We start from the raw sequence: 16,029 nt of genomic DNA on the forward strand, positions 1-16,029 counted from the left end.
AAAGGGGATAATATCATTTTGAACCAGGCTCTTTTTGTTTTGTGCTTATTGGATATATTGGGTGAAGATGGGAATGGTAATAGTAAAAATGAATCGTAATTGTATCGCATAGAAGTGTGAATGGGGAATGAAAATGTTATATTTCATATTACAGAAAGGTGAACATATATGAATCATCTTGGACAAATAACGATAGAACTTTTTGTTGGTTTTTTTGTTCTATTGGTTGCTACTAAAATATTAGGGAAAACACAAATATCTCAGTTAACGCCCTTTGATTTTATTTCTGCCATTGTTCTTGGAGAATTAGTCGGAAATACTATATATGACCCTGAAGTGAGAGTAGGGTCTATTTTATATGCGGTACTTGTATGGACAGTGTTAATTTACGCAATAGAAGTGATAACGCAAAAATTTAGGGGGACAAGAAGGTTTTTTGAAGGATACCCTTCTATTATCATTCGTAATGGATATATTGACAGAGAGCAATTAAAATCGAATCATTTGGATATTAACCAGTTACAACAAATGCTACGGCAGCAAAAAGATATTTTTTCAATTCGAGAAGTTGAGTATATGATATTGGAACCTAACGGAAACATAAGTGTTCTGAAAAAAAGTAAATATGCATCTCCTACTATAAATGACTTAAGTTTAAAACATAAGCCAGTTTACTTACCTATTTCATTAATTAGTGATGGAAAGGTAGTTAAGGATAATTTGAGGGAAGCGGGTTTTGATGAGGGGTGGCTTTATAAGCAAATTAAGCAAAAAGGGATTACTAAATTTGAGGATGTGTTATATGCGGAATGGAAAACAGATGATGGATTTTTTTGTCAGGGAATGAATCGGTAGAAAATAATCGGTGTATATGTAGTTAATTTAGAAGAGGATTATAAATTCTAGTCTAGTACTCATTTTGGAAGGCATGTGTTTATGCAATGTTCATTTCTAAATTATCTTTTACATATCAAAAAACTGAATCATTGTATACAATAAAACTAGATCAACAATTTGTATGGAGTGATAAAGATGGAAGCTTTTATTAGAAGTGATCAATATAATTTTATAAAGTCACAAGCTTATATTTTAGCAAATGGACATGCGACGGCAAATGATAGAGGAGTAATTCAAGCGTTAAAATCACTTGCAATTGAAAAGATAATACATGTATTTGAGAATTTAACGGTTGAACAGAACGAGTTAATTGATACGGTATTAACAGTTGAAAATAGAGAAGATGCAGAATCGTTTTTACTGAAAATATATCCGTACGTAATACCGTTTCAGGAAGTTACAGCACAAACGTTAAAAAGATTATTTCCTAAGGCGAAAAAATTAAAACTTCCTGATATGGAAGAAATTAATATGAAAGAAACGTCTTATTTAAGCTGGATTGATAAAGGGACAAGCAGGAAATTTATAATTGCAAAAAACAATAATAAGTTCGTTGGTCTACAAGGAACGTTCCAAAGCATAAATAAAAAAAGTATTTGTTCATTATGTCATGGGCATGAAGAAGTAGGGATGTTTTTAGTTGAAATAAAAGGAAAAATCCCAGGAACGTTTGTTAAAAAGGGCAATTATATTTGCAAAGATGGTGTTGCTTGTAACCATAACATGAAATCACTTGATAAATTACAGGATTTTATTGAGAGATTGAAGAAATAAATAGAAGACCTCTAGTACTTAAACTGGAGGTTTTTATTTTTTGAAGAAGTAGTAATAGATTTCCTTTGTAGATGTAGATTAAAAATAAAGTTTGATAAAAATATCTATTTCAATACAGTTGCTTATTTTGAAGGAGGTAAAACATGGATTACATTTCACCGAAAGAAGAGGTGTTAAAGGTGAAACGGTGGCCTAAAGATACGATAGCGGCGGGTCGTGGTCATACCGTTGGTCTTAAATCGGATGGCACGGCGGTAGCAGTGGGGCGAAATAAAGAAGGTGAATGCAATGTAAGCGGCTGGCGTGATATTGTGGCGGTCGCAGCAGGCGACTGGCATACTATCGGCCTTAAATTGGACGGTACGGTGACGGCTGTGGGTAATAATCGGTATGACCAATGCAATGTCAGTGGCTGGAGGGATATTGTGGCGATAGCGGCAGGCTATCTTCACACAGTTGGTCTTAAATCAGACGGTATGGTGACGGCTGTGGGTAATAATAAACATGGTCAACGTGATGTAAGTGATTGGCACGATATTGTGGCGATAGCGGCAGGGAGTAATCATACAATTGGTCTTACATCTGACGGCATAGTGACGGCTGTGGGTAATAATAAACATGGTCAATGTGATGTAAGTGATTGGCGCGATATTGTAGCGATAGCGGCGGGTTGTGCCCATACAGTCGGTCTTAAATCAGATGGCACGGTGGTAGCGGTGGGTGATAACGAATATGGCCAATGCGATGTAGACAGATGGCACGGTATCCGACTGCCTAGTAATTAGTTTTAACAGCAATTGTTTTTTTCATTGTATGGTACCTTTCTCAAAGATAAAAACGCATCGTACTTTTAAAAGAAAGCACGATGCGTTTTTATTATTTTTTTTGCCAATTTTCTTTTATGAAATCTTCACGACCAGATTCTTTTTGCTCGGTAGCATATTTCTCTGGATTCTTTTTATAGAAATGTTGGTGGTATTCCTCTGCTTCATAAAAAGGTGCAGCTGAGCGAATTTCAGTCACAATAGGATTTTTAAACATACCGCTTTCTGCTAGAGTTTGCTTCGATTTTTCTGCAAGCTCTTTTTGTGTTTCATTATGATAAAAAATTGCTGTGCGGTAAGAGGGACCACGATCGAAAAATTGTCCGCCGTCATCAGTTGGATCAATTTGTGGCCAATATAAATCTAGTAATTTTTGATACGGGAAAATAGAAGGATCAAATGTAATTTGAACGACTTCTAAATGTCCCGATGTCCCTGATTTTACTTGTTCGTATGTTGGGTTTTCTATATGACCACCCGCATAACCAGAAATGATTTTTTGAATGCCAGGAAGCTCGTCAAATGGCTTTACCATGCACCAAAAACAACCGCCTGCGAAGGTTGCGAGTTCGTATGTTTTTTCGGACATTGCTGTAATCCTCCTAAATGTATATGTTTTATACAGTATTATATAAATTGTTTTATTGCGCAATAAAAAAGATTTGAAAATATATGTTTTTTATAAACAAGATCCTCCGCTCACATCGATCAATTGTCCAGTAACCCAGCGGCTATCAGGAGAAGCGAGAAATGCAGCAGTATCGGCAATGTCTTCTACTTCACCTAATCGATTGAAGGCTGAAATGTTAGTAGCGTACTGTTTCATCATTGGATCGCTCAAGAGTTCCGCATTCATATCTGTTTGAATGAAGCCTGGAAGTATTGCATTTACAGTAATACCTCGTGTGCCAAGTTGTTTTGCTAGAGTGAAAGTCATTGTGTTAATTGCACCTTTCGTCATACTATATGCAACGAAATCAGGTAAAGAAATGCGAGTTGCGGCTGATGAGATATTAACAATCCGGCTATTGTCACGTAAACGCGTTAGAGCTTGTTGGATGATGAAGAATGGTGCTTTTGCATTTACTGAAACGATTCTATCAAAAAATTGTTCAGTCGTTTCTTCAATAAAAGCACCAGGTCCAATTCCAGCGTTGTTTATTAAAATATCAAATTTCGTTCCACCAGTTCGCTTTTGCAATTCAGTATCTAAAGAATTATATAGGTTTTCTACACCGTGTAAAGATTCAAGATTTGCACCGATAGAAAAAGCTGATCCGCCATTTGATTGAATTTCATGAACAGTTTCTTCAGCATCTTCTTTTCGGTTACCATAATGAACAGCAACTAATGCACCATCGTTTGCTAAACGTTTTGCGATAGCACGTCCAATTCCTCGGCTTGCGCCAGTAACTAATGCTATTTTACCTTTTAACATAGTTCTCTCATCTCCTCATAAATTTTTTATATGTTTTTAAGTTGTTTTTCTTTATGTAGAAAAGCAAACATACTTAAGTAATATATGAGTACGTGTAAGAAGTTCATTCCAATTTTGTTTTGAGAAAAAATAAATAACTTTTTAGTATATGAATTGAGATTGAAAAATAAATTTTCAAAAAATATATTGACAATGAAAAGAAGAAAGTCCTATAATACGTTTAATAAATAAAAGTTAATTGAGAATTTTCAGACTTTAAATCATGTATATGCAAAGAAGAGGAAAGTAGATGATTATGATCGTTTCAGAGAGCTACTCCAAGGCTGTGAGAGTAGTAACAATCGAATCATTGAATATCACCTCGGAGCATCGCTTGCGAAAGGGAAACTGAGTAGAGGGCGGCGGCATCGTCTCCGGTAAAAGGACGGGGGTCTGGTTGGACCTACAAAGCTTATATTTCGTGAGAAGTGTAAGGAAGCTGAGTGGTAACGCGAAACTCTCGCCTCAGCAATCAAAGCTACTATTAAGTAGTAGTTGATTGCTGAGGTGAGAGTTTTTATTTTAAAAAATAGATTAAGTAAGAGAAAAAATGTGTAAGAAGGGATTTGACAAGATGAGAAGTGACATGATTAAAAAAGGTTTTGATAAAGCTCCGCATCGTAGTTTATTAAAAGCAACTGGTTTAAAAGATGAAGATTTTGATAAACCATTCATAGCAATTTGTAATTCTTTTATTGAAATTATTCCAGGTCATAAGCACTTAAATGAGTTTGGGAAACTTGTTAAAGAAGCAGTGCGTGCAGCAGGCATGGTTCCATTTGAATTTAATACAATTGGAGTAGATGATGGGATTGCGATGGGCCATATCGGTATGCGTTATTCGCTTCCGAGTCGTGAAATTATTGCAGATTCAGTAGAAACGGTTGTAAATGCACACTGGTTTGACGGAATGATTTGTATTCCAAACTGTGACAAAATTACACCAGGTATGATGATGGCTGCACTTCGCATAAACATTCCAACTGTTTTTGTTTCAGGTGGACCGATGGCAGCGGGGAAAACATCTAAAGGGGAAGTTGTCGATTTAAGTTCTGTTTTTGAAGGGGTAGGAGCCTACCAATCTGGGAAAATTTCAGAAGAAGAATTAAAGGATATTGAAGATCATGGCTGTCCATCTTGTGGTTCTTGTTCCGGTATGTTTACAGCGAACTCTATGAACTGTTTATGTGAAGTGTTAGGCTTAGCTCTTCCTGGTAACGGGAGTATTTTAGCAATTGATCCAAGACGTGAGGAGTTAATTAAACAAGCAGCAGAAAAATTGAAAATTTTAATTGAAAGAGATATTAAACCACGCGACATTGTAACAGAAGAAGCAATTGATGATGCGTTTGCACTTGATATGGCGATGGGTGGATCAACGAATACAGTATTACACACGTTAGCACTCGCGCAAGAGGCGGGGTTAGATTACGATATGAACCGCATTGATGCAGTTTCAAGGCGTGTACCGCATTTATGTAAAGTAAGTCCAGCTTCTAATTGGCATATGGAAGATATCGATCGAGCAGGCGGGATTAGTGCAATTTTGAAAGAGATGAGCCGAAAAGAAGGGGTACTTCACCTTGATCGTATAACTGCTACTGGGCAAACGTTACGAGAAAATATCGCTCATGCAGAGATTCAAGATAAGGAAGTGATTCATTCTCTCGAAAATCCTCATAGTGAAGAAGGGGGATTACGTATATTAAAAGGAAACCTTGCGAAAGATGGAGCGGTTATTAAAAGCGGAGCAACCGAAGTAAAACGATTTGAAGGACCTTGCGTTATTTTTAATTCACAAGATGAGGCGCTTGCCGGCATTATGCTTGGGAAAGTTAAGAAAGGAGACGTAGTTGTCATTCGCTATGAGGGGCCAAGAGGCGGACCTGGTATGCCGGAAATGTTAGCACCAACATCAGCAATTGCTGGTATGGGATTAGGAGCTGATGTTGCACTTTTAACTGATGGTCGCTTCTCTGGTGCTTCACGTGGTATTTCAGTAGGGCACATTTCACCAGAAGCAGCTGCGGGAGGAACGATTGCACTTCTTGAAAAAGGAGATATTGTATGTATTGATGTTGAAGAACGCTTGTTAGAAGTAAGAGTTAGTGATGAAGAATTAGATAAACGTAAAAAAGAATGGAAACGACCGGAACCAAAAGTGAAAACTGGCTGGCTTGGACGTTATGCGCAGATGGTAACATCGGCGAATACAGGTGCAGTTCTAAAAATCCCAAATTTTGATTGAGCCAATTTAAAAGAGATAAGGATGATACGGAATGGTGCAAAAGGTAAAGGAGAGAGTGAAAATTGAAGATATCTTAATGGCTCATAATTGCATGAAAGATATCGTTATTAAAACACCGTTACAACGAGATTCAGTTTTATCTGAGAAATATGAATGTGATGTATACGTTAAGCGAGAAGATTTACAAGTTATTCGTTCTTTCAAAATTCGTGGTGCGTATAATTTAATTCAAAGTTTACCGAAAGAAAAGTTACAAAATGGTGTTGTTTGTGCAAGTGCTGGTAATCATGCACAAGGAGTGGCTTATACATGTAATTTATTGAAGATTCCGTCAAAGGTTTTCATGCCGACAACGACACCTAAGCAAAAAGTATCACAAGTTGAATTTTTCGGTGGTGATTTCGCAGAAATTGTATTAGTTGGTGATACATTTGATAGTGCTTTCCAAGAGGCGCAGCGCTATTGTGTGGAAAATAGGATGACATTTGTACATCCGTTCGATGATCCGTATGTCATTGCTGGTCAAGGAACAGTCGCTGTTGAAATTATGCATGATATGGAGAAACCAGTTGATTATATATTTACAGCAATTGGCGGTGGTGGATTAGCATCTGGTATTGGTACATATGTAAAGGGGGTTAGTCCTACTACAAAGGTTATTGGTGTAGAACCGATGGGAGCTGCATCTATGAAAGAAGCTTTTCTTCAAAATGAAAATGTTGCATTAGATAAGATTGATAGTTTTGTTGATGGAGCAGCTGTTAAGAAGGTAGGAAAGTTAACTTTTGAAACATGTAAAGATGTAATTGATGACATTGTTTTAGTACCGGAGGGAAAGGTTTGTACAACGATTTTAGAACTGTATAAGAAAAATGCGATTGTAGCAGAGCCGGCTGGAGCGCTTTCTATTGCGGCACTTGATCTATACAGAGATGAAATAAAGGGGAAAACAGTTGTATGTACGTTAAGTGGTGGGAATAATGATATTGATAGAATGCAAGAAATGAAAGAACGATCCCTTATTCATGAAGGATTAAAGCACTATTTCATCATTGAATTTCCTCAACGTTCAGGAGCACTACGAGAGTTTCTGGATAAAGGATTAGGACCGGAAGATGATATTACCCGCTTTGAGTATATTAAGAAACATAATAAAGAAAATGGTCCAGCTTTAGTGGGGGTAGAATTAAAACATAGGGAAGACTATGAAGCTTTAATTACTCGCTTTCAAGAAAATAACATTCAATTTGTGGAGCTTAATAAAACTCCTGTGCTGTTTGATTTACTTATTTAATAAAAGAAAAGAGTTAACATACAATTCTACTTGAAATAAAAAAGATAGATACAAGCGGCGGGAAATCCTGCTTGTTCTATCTTTTTTATTCTTTGAAAGTTAAACGAAATACGTTCCATATTTAAGAAGGATAAAGCTAGTTAACCAAAAAAGTATTGCAATACGAATGATTACGTACATTGTAAATTCAAAGGGAGAAAGTTTTCTCTCTCGCTTTATTTTTCTTAGAAGTCTAACCGAAAAAACGGAACATAAAAGCAGGATCGCTATAGATAGTTCATACACTTTTTCTAGCAGACTTATATTTTCTAACAAGTTTTTCAGCATATTCATCACCTTTTTGTAATGTATATCACAGAGAAATGGATTTCATGCTGTTTAGTTGCGTTTGTTTATTATTTTCCCAGTATCATCAATTTCTACATCAGTTGAAACCGTTTGTAAATATTGTAGAGCTTTTTTCTTTTCTTCTTCATTTACAGGGGAAACTTGGTTGTTGCGAATGATGTAAGGATTGAATGACATTTGGACATCTTTTCCTTTAAAGGTTAAAGTTAATACGCCAGTTTCGGCGCTTTTTCCATTCACATAACTTGGGAATAAAAAGTTTCCTAATGAGTAAGCGATAGGCACTTTATTATAATACTCAAACCCTTGTAACCAATGCGGGTGACTTCCAACAATCGCATCAGCACCCGCCTCTACCATTTTCGGAACATATTGTTTCTGGTATTCTATCGGGCGATTTGATTTTTCGACGCCCCAATGCATATAGACGATTACATAATCAGCATCTTTCTTTTGCTCTTGAATTGTTTTTGTTACAAGATCTAGATCATATCCGTTTGCAACGCCGGGTTTATTGTCACCAGCTACCCAATTAAAGTTAGGCATAAAGCGTACAAAGGAAAGAAATTTAAACTTTTTTCCTTTTACAGTTAGTTCACGAGCGGTATAAGCATCTTCAACATTTTTTCCGGCTCCAGTGTAAGGTAGTTTTAACTTTTCGACGTGAGAAATGGTGTCTAGTAGTCCATCTTGTCCATAATCAAGCGTATGGTTATTGCCAATGTTTACGATGTCATATCCGGTGTTTTTAATGGCTTGTAGTGTGGATGGATCACTTTTAATCCAAAATTGTTGCCCAGGTACTTTTTTTTCTCTCGTTGTAAATGCTGACTCTAAATTAACAAAAGAAATATCAGCTTTCGTTATTTCTTCTTTTACGTGTTGAAATGGGTAATCCGCCCCATTTTTTTCGATTACAGGACGTAATTGCCAATCGAACATTGTATCACCAGAGAAGGTGAGCGTAATTTCAGGATCTTCTAGTTTCTTTTCGCTTTTTGAAGCTGTTTTACTAGAATTGTTTTGCATATCGGGTTTGTCTTTCGCTTTTGAAATAAAAGTGTAATTGATTAATAAAACAATTGGTGTAATGAAAAAGGCTATTAAAATAAGTCGTTTTAATAAAGTTTTCATAGCTACCGTCCCTTTTGGTTTTGTCCCGCTTTGTTCAACTGATAAAAATCTATCACTGACTAAAGGTTCCCTGTATACCGTAATCGTGAACTTCCACAATGAATGTAGTGAAAATAACGTATAGATAGATTCATAGATGCTAAAAAAGCGGGTTTTTAGTAATGGAAATCACTTGTTAATATTCTCAATATTAAGTTAACATATAGGTAACCTTTAAAGCAATGTGTAATCCAGAATATAGTAATAAAGAATTCAGGGGATGGAGAATGTAATATGGTTATATTAGGAGCAGTTGTAAATGGGGTCTGCATTATAATTGGAACTTTGTTTGGTAAATTATTTAGTAATATTCCAGAAAGTATGAAAGGAACGATTATGCATGCAATTGGTTTAACGGTTGCTGCACTTGGACTTCAAATGGCATTGAAGAGTGAAAATTTTCTCGTTGTGATTTTAAGTTTAGTTATTGGGGCGGTAATTGGAGAATGGCTACAATTAGAAGAAAGATTAACACATTTAGGAGAATGGCTAGAAAATAAAGTTGGATCGAAAGGTAAAGGAAGTATATCAGAAGGTTTTGTAACAGCTACGCTTATTTTTGCAATCGGCGCAATGGGGATACTTGGAGCATTAGACAGTGGGATTCGCGGAAATCATGATATTTTATTCACAAAGGCGATTATAGATGGATTCATTTCTATTATATTAACGACAACTCTAGGAATTGGCGTAGTATTTTCAGCGATTCCAGTGATTTTATATGAGGGAGGTATTGCAGTTTTTGCAACGCAAATTAATAGTTTTGTTCCAAAAGAATTAATGAATCAATTTATAGTGGAAATGACGGCTACGGGCGGTATTATGATATTCGCAATCGGATTAAATTTACTTGGATTTATTAAAATTAAAGTGGCAAATTTACTTCCAGGCATATTAATGGTTGGAGTAATTGTTTCTATTATATATGGTTATGGTTTGATAATAAGTCATTAGGGGAAGGGATATAGATGGTGGAATTCCAATTTACAAAACGTGCATATAAAATATTGGAGATTGCAGCGGGGGAGGCTGAGTGTAATAAAGGAATTATTCATTCAGTTCATCTATTTATAGGAGCTTGTAAGGAAGGTACTGGAGTTTGTGCGGAGTTACATATGTATTTATTTCACACGGTGGGTATGGATTTTTTAGCAAAAATATCGTTACTCCAACAATATTATGCAAATGAAATAGAATACATAAATGTTGGGGAGTTTAAAGTTTCAAATAAGACGATAGAAGTTTTAAAAATAGCGAAGAAACGGATGGAACGTTTTCAGCAAGTATTAATAAATGAAGGACATGTTTTATATGCGATTTTTCAAGGGGATACAGTTATTGAAAAGGTTTTAAGTAAAAATGTGCAAAAAGATGTATTGCAAATTACATCTGAGCCAAGAGACTTAACCGTTGCTTTAAAAAGATTTAATCCTATTTATAATAATTTAAGCTGTAATATTAGAAGAGCGATCTTTTCTGATTTTGAAAAGTTAGCACGTTTTGTTAAGGATGAATTTGGTGAGCGTTGGTTAAAATCTTTAGATTATGGATTTCGGACATATAAAGAAGAGTTACCTATTTTTATTGCTGAGGAAGGAGGAGAAATTATTGGTTTCGCTTGTTACGATGTTGTGAGAGGAAAGAAAGGGTTGTTTGGCCCTATGGGTACAGCGAAACATAATCGTGTGAACGGTGTTGGGAAGGAATTGTTACAGCATTGTTTATATAGTATGAAGCAAGATAGATATGAATATGCAATTATTGGACAAGCAGGTCCGATTGAGTTTTACGAGAGAAGTTGTAATGCGAGTTTAATACAGATAGAGAATAATTAACCAACTTCATATAGGGGAGTTGGTTTTATTATGAAAATGTTGTAGGAATGTAGTGATTCTTACTAGAAAATAGCGGGGTTTATAGTAAATCTTACATGTAAAGCAAATTACTAAACTTTTTCTAGAAAACGGTGTAGAATGGGGAGCGAAAGAAAGAAGGTGTGAAAATGGCCAGCTGGAAACGAAATTTAATGATTTGTTGGCTAGGTTGTTTTACCACTGCAGCCGGTATGAGTTTAGTAATTCCTTTTTTATCTTTTTATATTGAGGAATTAGGGGTGACCGGCACTTCTAGTATTGCACAGTGGTCGGGACTTGCATTTGGTGTAACATTTTTAATGGGTGCGATTGTATCACCGATATGGGGAAAGCTCGGTGATATACATGGACGGAAATTGATGCTTATACGTGCTAGCCTTGGTATGGCGATAATTATGACGCTTATGGGGTTTGTGACGGACGTGTATCAACTAGTCGCACTTCGGTTTTTAATGGGAGCGGTATCGGGTTTCCTTTCTACAGCGATGACATTTATTGCTGCAGAAACTCCGCAAGAACATTCAGGTTGGGCAATTTCTACAATCTCAACTGGAGGCGTGAGCGGTTCATTACTTGGGCCGATACTCGGAGGTTATTTGTCAGAGTTAATCGGAATGCGCCATGTTTTTCTAGTTACAGGAGCTTTCTTATTCCTTTCCTTTCTTATCGTCTTTTTCTTCTTACACGAGGAGAAACATTCTGCTAAAGCAAAAAAGGCACAGCCGAAAAAAGTATGGACGATGGTCCCTGCAAAACATTTAATAATAAGTTTATTTGTAGCAACGTTTATTATTCAGCTTGCAAATATGTCGATTCAACCTATTATTACGTTGTACGTAAAGCATTTGGCAGGACCAGGAACAGATCATATTGAAATGCTTGCAGGTGCAGTCATGTCTGCGACAGGATTAGCAGTTATTTTAGCAGCTCCTAAGCTAGGAAGATTATCAGATCATATTGGACCTCAAAAAACGTTAGTTGTAGCGTTGTTTGCTGCAGGAATTATTTTTATTCCGCAAGCATTTGTAACCTCAGCTTGGCAACTATTAATTCTTCGCTTTTTATTAGGTATCGCACAAGCAGGACTATTACCTTCCGTACAAACTCTACTAAAACAACATACGCCAACCCATGTAACGGGACGAATATTTGGATATAATCAATCGTTTCAGTTTTTAGGAAATATGATTGGGCCAGTACTTGGTGGACAAATTGCAGCTCATGCGGGATTCCAATATGTTTTCTTCTCTACATCATCATTATTATTTATTGCATGTATTTGGGTTTATTTTCATAGTAAGAATGCAGAGGTATCAGAAAAACAACATTTGGAAGTTAGTTAACTATGTGAATGAAAAACAGAAAAAGGATGGAGCAATATTACTTCATCCTTTTTCATTAAAATTGAAGGCAAAGATAACTTAATGTACCAAGCTCGTAGCTACGGTGAATGACTTTACCGTCGTTCTCACCACTACCCATCGCGATAAATAGAGGAACAAAATGCTCTGCTCTTGGTACTGCTAATTGTGCATGAGGCGCATTTTTCTCCCAATTAAACAATGCATTTTTATCATTAGTCTGCATATGGTTAATAATCCAATCATCAAATTCAATTGCCCATTTTTCAGGTGTGGTTTGATTCCATTTCAATACCCGTAAATTATGAACAGTAACACCGCTACCGATTACTAAAATATCTTCTTGTCCAAGTCCTTTTAGTGCCTCTCCAATTTCAAATTGTTCTTTTGCAGGAAGGAATGGATTTACTGATATTTGTACGACAGGAATATTTGCTTCTGGATACATACGGTGCAGGAGTGTCCATGAACCATGATCTAACCCTCTCGTCATATTATGATGGACTGGAATGCCTTTGTTTTTAAATTTTGTTTCTAGCATAGACGCAATGCTAGAAGAGCCTTTCGCGCGATATTTGATCTCGTATAACTCAGGAGGAAAACCTCCAAAGTCATAAATTGTTTCATATTCTTCATCTGATGAGGAAATCGTTAATACTTCACTTTCCCAGTGAGCGGTAAAAATAACAATAGCTTTCGGTTTATATGTTTCCCCAAGTGTCTTTAAAAAGCGTGTATAGTCTGTATCTTGAATAGCAAGCATAGGTGATCCGTGTGCTAAAAATAATGATGGCATCATAATTGAAACCTCCTAAAAATATTATAATTACTTTATGTAAGTAACTATACAATTTTATTTATTGTTCGTCAACATAATAGTTTGAGAGCTAATCGGAAAAGTGCGGCATTTGTCATAATGAAAGCAATTGCATATAATACATAATAAGAATAATGAATGCATATTCATTATTTTAGAGATACATAATAGATTTGGAGGCTGTCGGAATGAGCGTACAGGAAAATTTCGTTACGGCATTGGATAAATCGGAAATTTACTTGCGTAAATGGTTACCAGAAGGAAATCCGCGGGGGATTGTTCAAATTGCACATGGTATGACAGAACATGCAGGTGTTTATACAGAATGCATTGATGCTTTATTAGAAGCAGGATATGGTGTTTATGCTCATGATCATAAAGGGCATGGGAAAACAGTAAAAAGAGAAGAGGACTATGGTCATTTCGAGCCGGATATAGGCTGGAATCAGGCTGTGTCTGATGTTATCTTTGTTTCGGAAATGATAAAAGAAGAGCAGGCATGTCCATTATTTTTACTTGGGCATAGTATGGGCTCTTTTTTATCAAGACGAGCTGTGCAACTTCGAGGTGAATTATATGATGGATTTCTTATTTCAGGAACTGGGGGAAATCCAGGGGTTTTAGGCAGCATTGGCCATAAAGTAGCAACAATCGAAATGAAACTACGCGGAGCGAAAACGAAAAGTCCGATGTTAAACTTTTTATCTTTTGGTAATTTCAACTCAAAGTTTAAGCCGAATCGTACAAAATTTGATTGGTTATCTTCAGATAACAGCCAAGTAGATAAATATATTAAAGACCCGTTATGTGGCTTTATTTGCACAACAAGTTTTTATCGAGAATTATTTCATGGTGTATTAGAAGTAAATAAATTAGAAGAATACAAGAAAACGCCAAAAAGTCTTCCAATACATATATTCTCTGGTGATCGAGACCCTGTTGGGGATATGGGGAAAGGTGTAAATGAAGTATATGAAAACTATAAAAAATGTGGTGTGAAAGATGTAACACTTCGTTTATATGAAAATGGTAGACATGAAATGTTCCATGAAGTGAATAGAGATGAAGTGTTTAAAGATTTGATTTCTTGGTTAGATGGACATATTGTATGAGAAGAAACCTCACTTTTTCTGAAGTGAGGTTTCTTTGAGGAAATGGAGGAATGGTTATGAGTGGATTTGTAAATAAAGAATATATAGAAATAGATTTTAAATATGATTTGATTAAAGAAGAGGAATTGAAAAATTGTACCTTCATAAAATGCCGTTTTAGAGGGATAGATGCATCAGAAGTTTTTACTAAAAACTGTAATTTCATAGAATGTGATTTTACTGGTGCTCTTTTTAATGCTTCTATCCATCGAGGAACTACATTTGCTAATTGTAAGTTTTTTGGTGCGAATTTATTTGTATCCAAATTTGAAGAATGTAAAATGACTGGTTCTGATTTTGAAGAGGCGAATTTAGACGGAATAACAATTATTTCCGGCGATTGGTCATATACGAATCTAAGGTTTGCGAATTTAAGTAAACAAATGTTAAAGGGAATTCGTTTAATTGAAGCTGACTTATATGAATGTAATTTAGAAAAAGCAGATTTACGTGAAGCAGATTTAACAGGTGCACAATTAGGTAAGGCAAAACTTAGCGGTGCAGATTTAAAAGGAGCTGTAGTTGATAGAATCGACTTTAAAAGTTTTGATTTGAAAAATGTGAAATTGGATATAGCGCAGGCAGTTGCAGTTGCGAGATGTTATGGTGCGAAGGTGAATTAAATCAGTTGTAACACGGTTCAATATATTGAACCGTGTTACAACTATTAATAATTTTAATAGTTATTCTCTATATAAGAAGCTATGTCATTAGCAAGAGTCGATGTTAATAGTGTAGATACATTACTTAAAATGATGATTGTAGCCTCTTTGTCAATTAACCGTAAATAAGAGGATGTAAAGCCGTTAATGCCGCCGTGATGGAATACAAGTTTACTATTTTCGCCTGCCATAGCGATGTTCCAGCCGTAACCATTTCCATAAGATCCTGCATTAAACATGCGAGACGTCATACTATTTGAAAGCAAACGATTTTCTTTTATCGCTTGATCAAATATATATAAATCTTCGGCTGTAGAAAATAATCCACCAGCTGAATACGAGTTTGACATATGAATAAATGATGTGTTCTGTAAATCATGAATTGGATGTAACTCATACCCAGTTGCTTTATGTTTTTGAATGGTGTGATTCAGATCAACATCTGTGTTCATCATAGAGAGTGGATGTAAAATCTTCTTTTTAAGAAATTCTTCATAAGAAATCCCACTTATAACTTCAATGATGTGTCCTAATATAATATAACCTGAATTCGAATAATTGAATTTTTCACCAGGGCTAGATTCAAAGGGACATGTAATAATCCATTGTATTAATTCATCCGGTGTTCGAGGCTGGTAAGACTGTATTAAAAAGTTGTGTTGAGCGGTAATATTCCCAACACCAGCAGTATGACTTAATAGATGCTCAATCATAATTTGATTTCCTTTTGGGAAAGTTGGAATGAATTGATCCAATGTATCATGTAGCTGTAATTTCTTCTCTTCCACAAGCATTAAAATAGCAACTGCAGTGAAGATTTTAGTTATTGATCCGATACGAAACTTCGTTGTAGCTGTGTTAGGTATGTCCCAATCGTAATTAGCTTTTCCAAATGACTGTTTATAAAGAGTTTGTTCTTTATGGGCTACTAAAATTGTACCATTGAATTTTTCGGTATTTTTATATAAGAATGAATTGATATATGAGTTTAGCAAATTTCAGGCACTCCTTCAAATTTTGGAATATTAGTTACCTGAAATGTAATCCAACGGCATAAGCAATTCCCCCTAAATGAAATGTTTTTTTGAATACTTTTCTATATTATAATGCAAGTTATAAAAGAAGCAAG

15 protein-coding genes and 1 pseudogene are annotated in these 16,029 nt (G+C 35.7%); 10 read left to right on the forward strand and 6 right to left on the reverse strand.

The features are described from left to right. Positions 1–168: 168 nt before the first annotated feature. The 3 genes and pseudogenes from V7038_RS24975 to V7038_RS24985 all read left to right on the forward strand — a co-directional run. On the forward strand, positions 169–855 hold the full coding sequence (locus V7038_RS24975) for a DUF421 domain-containing protein (protein ID WP_002202436.1): 687 nt from the start codon (positions 169–171) through the stop codon (positions 853–855). A gap of 177 nt (positions 856–1,032) precedes the next feature. Beyond that, entirely contained in the window at positions 1,033–1,671 is a 639-nt protein-coding gene (locus V7038_RS24980; RefSeq protein ID WP_071151139.1) for a FusB/FusC family EF-G-binding protein, read from the forward strand. 200 nt (positions 1,672–1,871) lie between these two features. Next, positions 1,872–2,456: pseudogene (locus tag V7038_RS24985) on the forward strand (RCC1 domain-containing protein); the annotation flags it as partial. Between the two features lie 91 nt (positions 2,457–2,547). Here V7038_RS24985 and msrA read toward each other — a convergent pair. Both msrA and V7038_RS24995 read right to left on the reverse strand, forming a co-directional pair. Further along, on the reverse strand, positions 2,548–3,084 hold the full coding sequence (msrA, locus tag V7038_RS24990) for a peptide-methionine (S)-S-oxide reductase MsrA (protein WP_070139111.1): 537 nt from the start codon (positions 3,082–3,084) through the stop codon (positions 2,548–2,550). Between the two features lie 90 nt (positions 3,085–3,174). Further along, the gene (locus V7038_RS24995) at positions 3,175–3,933 is read right to left on the reverse strand and encodes an SDR family oxidoreductase (protein ID WP_335695799.1); all 759 of its coding nucleotides are present in this window, start codon (positions 3,931–3,933) and stop codon (positions 3,175–3,177) included. Between the two features lie 613 nt (positions 3,934–4,546). Here V7038_RS24995 and ilvD point away from each other — a divergent pair. Next, on the forward strand, positions 4,547–6,220 hold the full coding sequence (gene ilvD / locus V7038_RS25000) for a dihydroxy-acid dehydratase (protein WP_002200923.1): 1,674 nt from the start codon (positions 4,547–4,549) through the stop codon (positions 6,218–6,220). Between the two features lie 31 nt (positions 6,221–6,251). After that, on the forward strand, positions 6,252–7,514 hold the full coding sequence (gene ilvA / locus V7038_RS25005; RefSeq protein ID WP_070170009.1) for a threonine ammonia-lyase IlvA: 1,263 nt from the start codon (positions 6,252–6,254) through the stop codon (positions 7,512–7,514). 99 nt (positions 7,515–7,613) lie between these two features. On the opposite strand, the gene V7038_RS25010 is transcribed toward ilvA, so the two are convergent. Beyond that, positions 7,614–7,841, reverse strand: coding sequence for a hypothetical protein (locus V7038_RS25010; protein WP_070178809.1), 228 nt, complete (start codon positions 7,839–7,841; stop codon positions 7,614–7,616). A 51-nt stretch (positions 7,842–7,892) separates the two neighbouring features. Next, on the reverse strand, positions 7,893–8,996 hold the full coding sequence (locus tag V7038_RS25015) for a CapA family protein (RefSeq protein ID WP_002202432.1): 1,104 nt from the start codon (positions 8,994–8,996) through the stop codon (positions 7,893–7,895). A gap of 273 nt (positions 8,997–9,269) precedes the next feature. On the opposite strand from V7038_RS25015, the gene V7038_RS25020 reads away from it, so the two are divergent. The 3 genes from V7038_RS25020 to V7038_RS25030 all read left to right on the forward strand — a co-directional run bounded on the left by V7038_RS25020 (position 9,270) and on the right by V7038_RS25030 (position 12,252). After that, on the forward strand, positions 9,270–9,989 hold the full coding sequence (locus V7038_RS25020) for a DUF554 domain-containing protein (protein ID WP_002202431.1): 720 nt from the start codon (positions 9,270–9,272) through the stop codon (positions 9,987–9,989). Positions 9,990–10,003: 14 nt separating this feature from the next. Beyond that, a complete protein-coding gene (locus tag V7038_RS25025; protein WP_335695800.1) occupies positions 10,004–10,870 on the forward strand; it encodes a GNAT family N-acetyltransferase in 867 nt (288 codons plus the stop codon). 167 nt (positions 10,871–11,037) lie between these two features. Then, a complete protein-coding gene (locus V7038_RS25030; protein WP_002202429.1) occupies positions 11,038–12,252 on the forward strand; it encodes a multidrug efflux MFS transporter in 1,215 nt (404 codons plus the stop codon). Positions 12,253–12,307: 55 nt separating this feature from the next. Here V7038_RS25030 and V7038_RS25035 read toward each other — a convergent pair whose 3' ends face one another. Continuing rightward, complete coding sequence (locus V7038_RS25035) at positions 12,308–13,069, reverse strand: DODA-type extradiol aromatic ring-opening family dioxygenase (RefSeq protein WP_070170011.1); 762 nt, start codon at positions 13,067–13,069, stop codon at positions 12,308–12,310. Positions 13,070–13,275: 206 nt separating this feature from the next. Here V7038_RS25035 and V7038_RS25040 point away from each other — a divergent pair, with 206 nt between their 5' ends. Together V7038_RS25040 and V7038_RS25045 are read left to right on the forward strand one after the other, a co-directional pair. Further along, positions 13,276–14,199 carry an alpha/beta hydrolase gene (locus tag V7038_RS25040; protein ID WP_335695801.1) on the forward strand — a complete coding sequence of 308 codons (924 nt, stop codon included), beginning with the start codon at positions 13,276–13,278 and terminating at the stop codon, positions 14,197–14,199. A 56-nt stretch (positions 14,200–14,255) separates the two neighbouring features. Then, positions 14,256–14,861 (forward strand): pentapeptide repeat-containing protein, encoded by a 606-nt coding sequence (locus V7038_RS25045; RefSeq protein ID WP_070139118.1) that lies wholly within the window; start codon positions 14,256–14,258, stop codon positions 14,859–14,861. Between the two features lie 53 nt (positions 14,862–14,914). Here V7038_RS25045 and V7038_RS25050 read toward each other — a convergent pair whose 3' ends face one another. After that, complete coding sequence (locus V7038_RS25050) at positions 14,915–15,895, reverse strand: serine hydrolase domain-containing protein (RefSeq protein WP_070139119.1); 981 nt, start codon at positions 15,893–15,895, stop codon at positions 14,915–14,917. Positions 15,896–16,029: the final 134 nt, after the last annotated feature.

This window comes from Bacillus sp. JJ783 (genome assembly GCF_036963225.1).
Taxonomy (GTDB): domain Bacteria; phylum Bacillota; class Bacilli; order Bacillales; family Bacillaceae_G; genus Bacillus_A; species Bacillus_A cereus_U.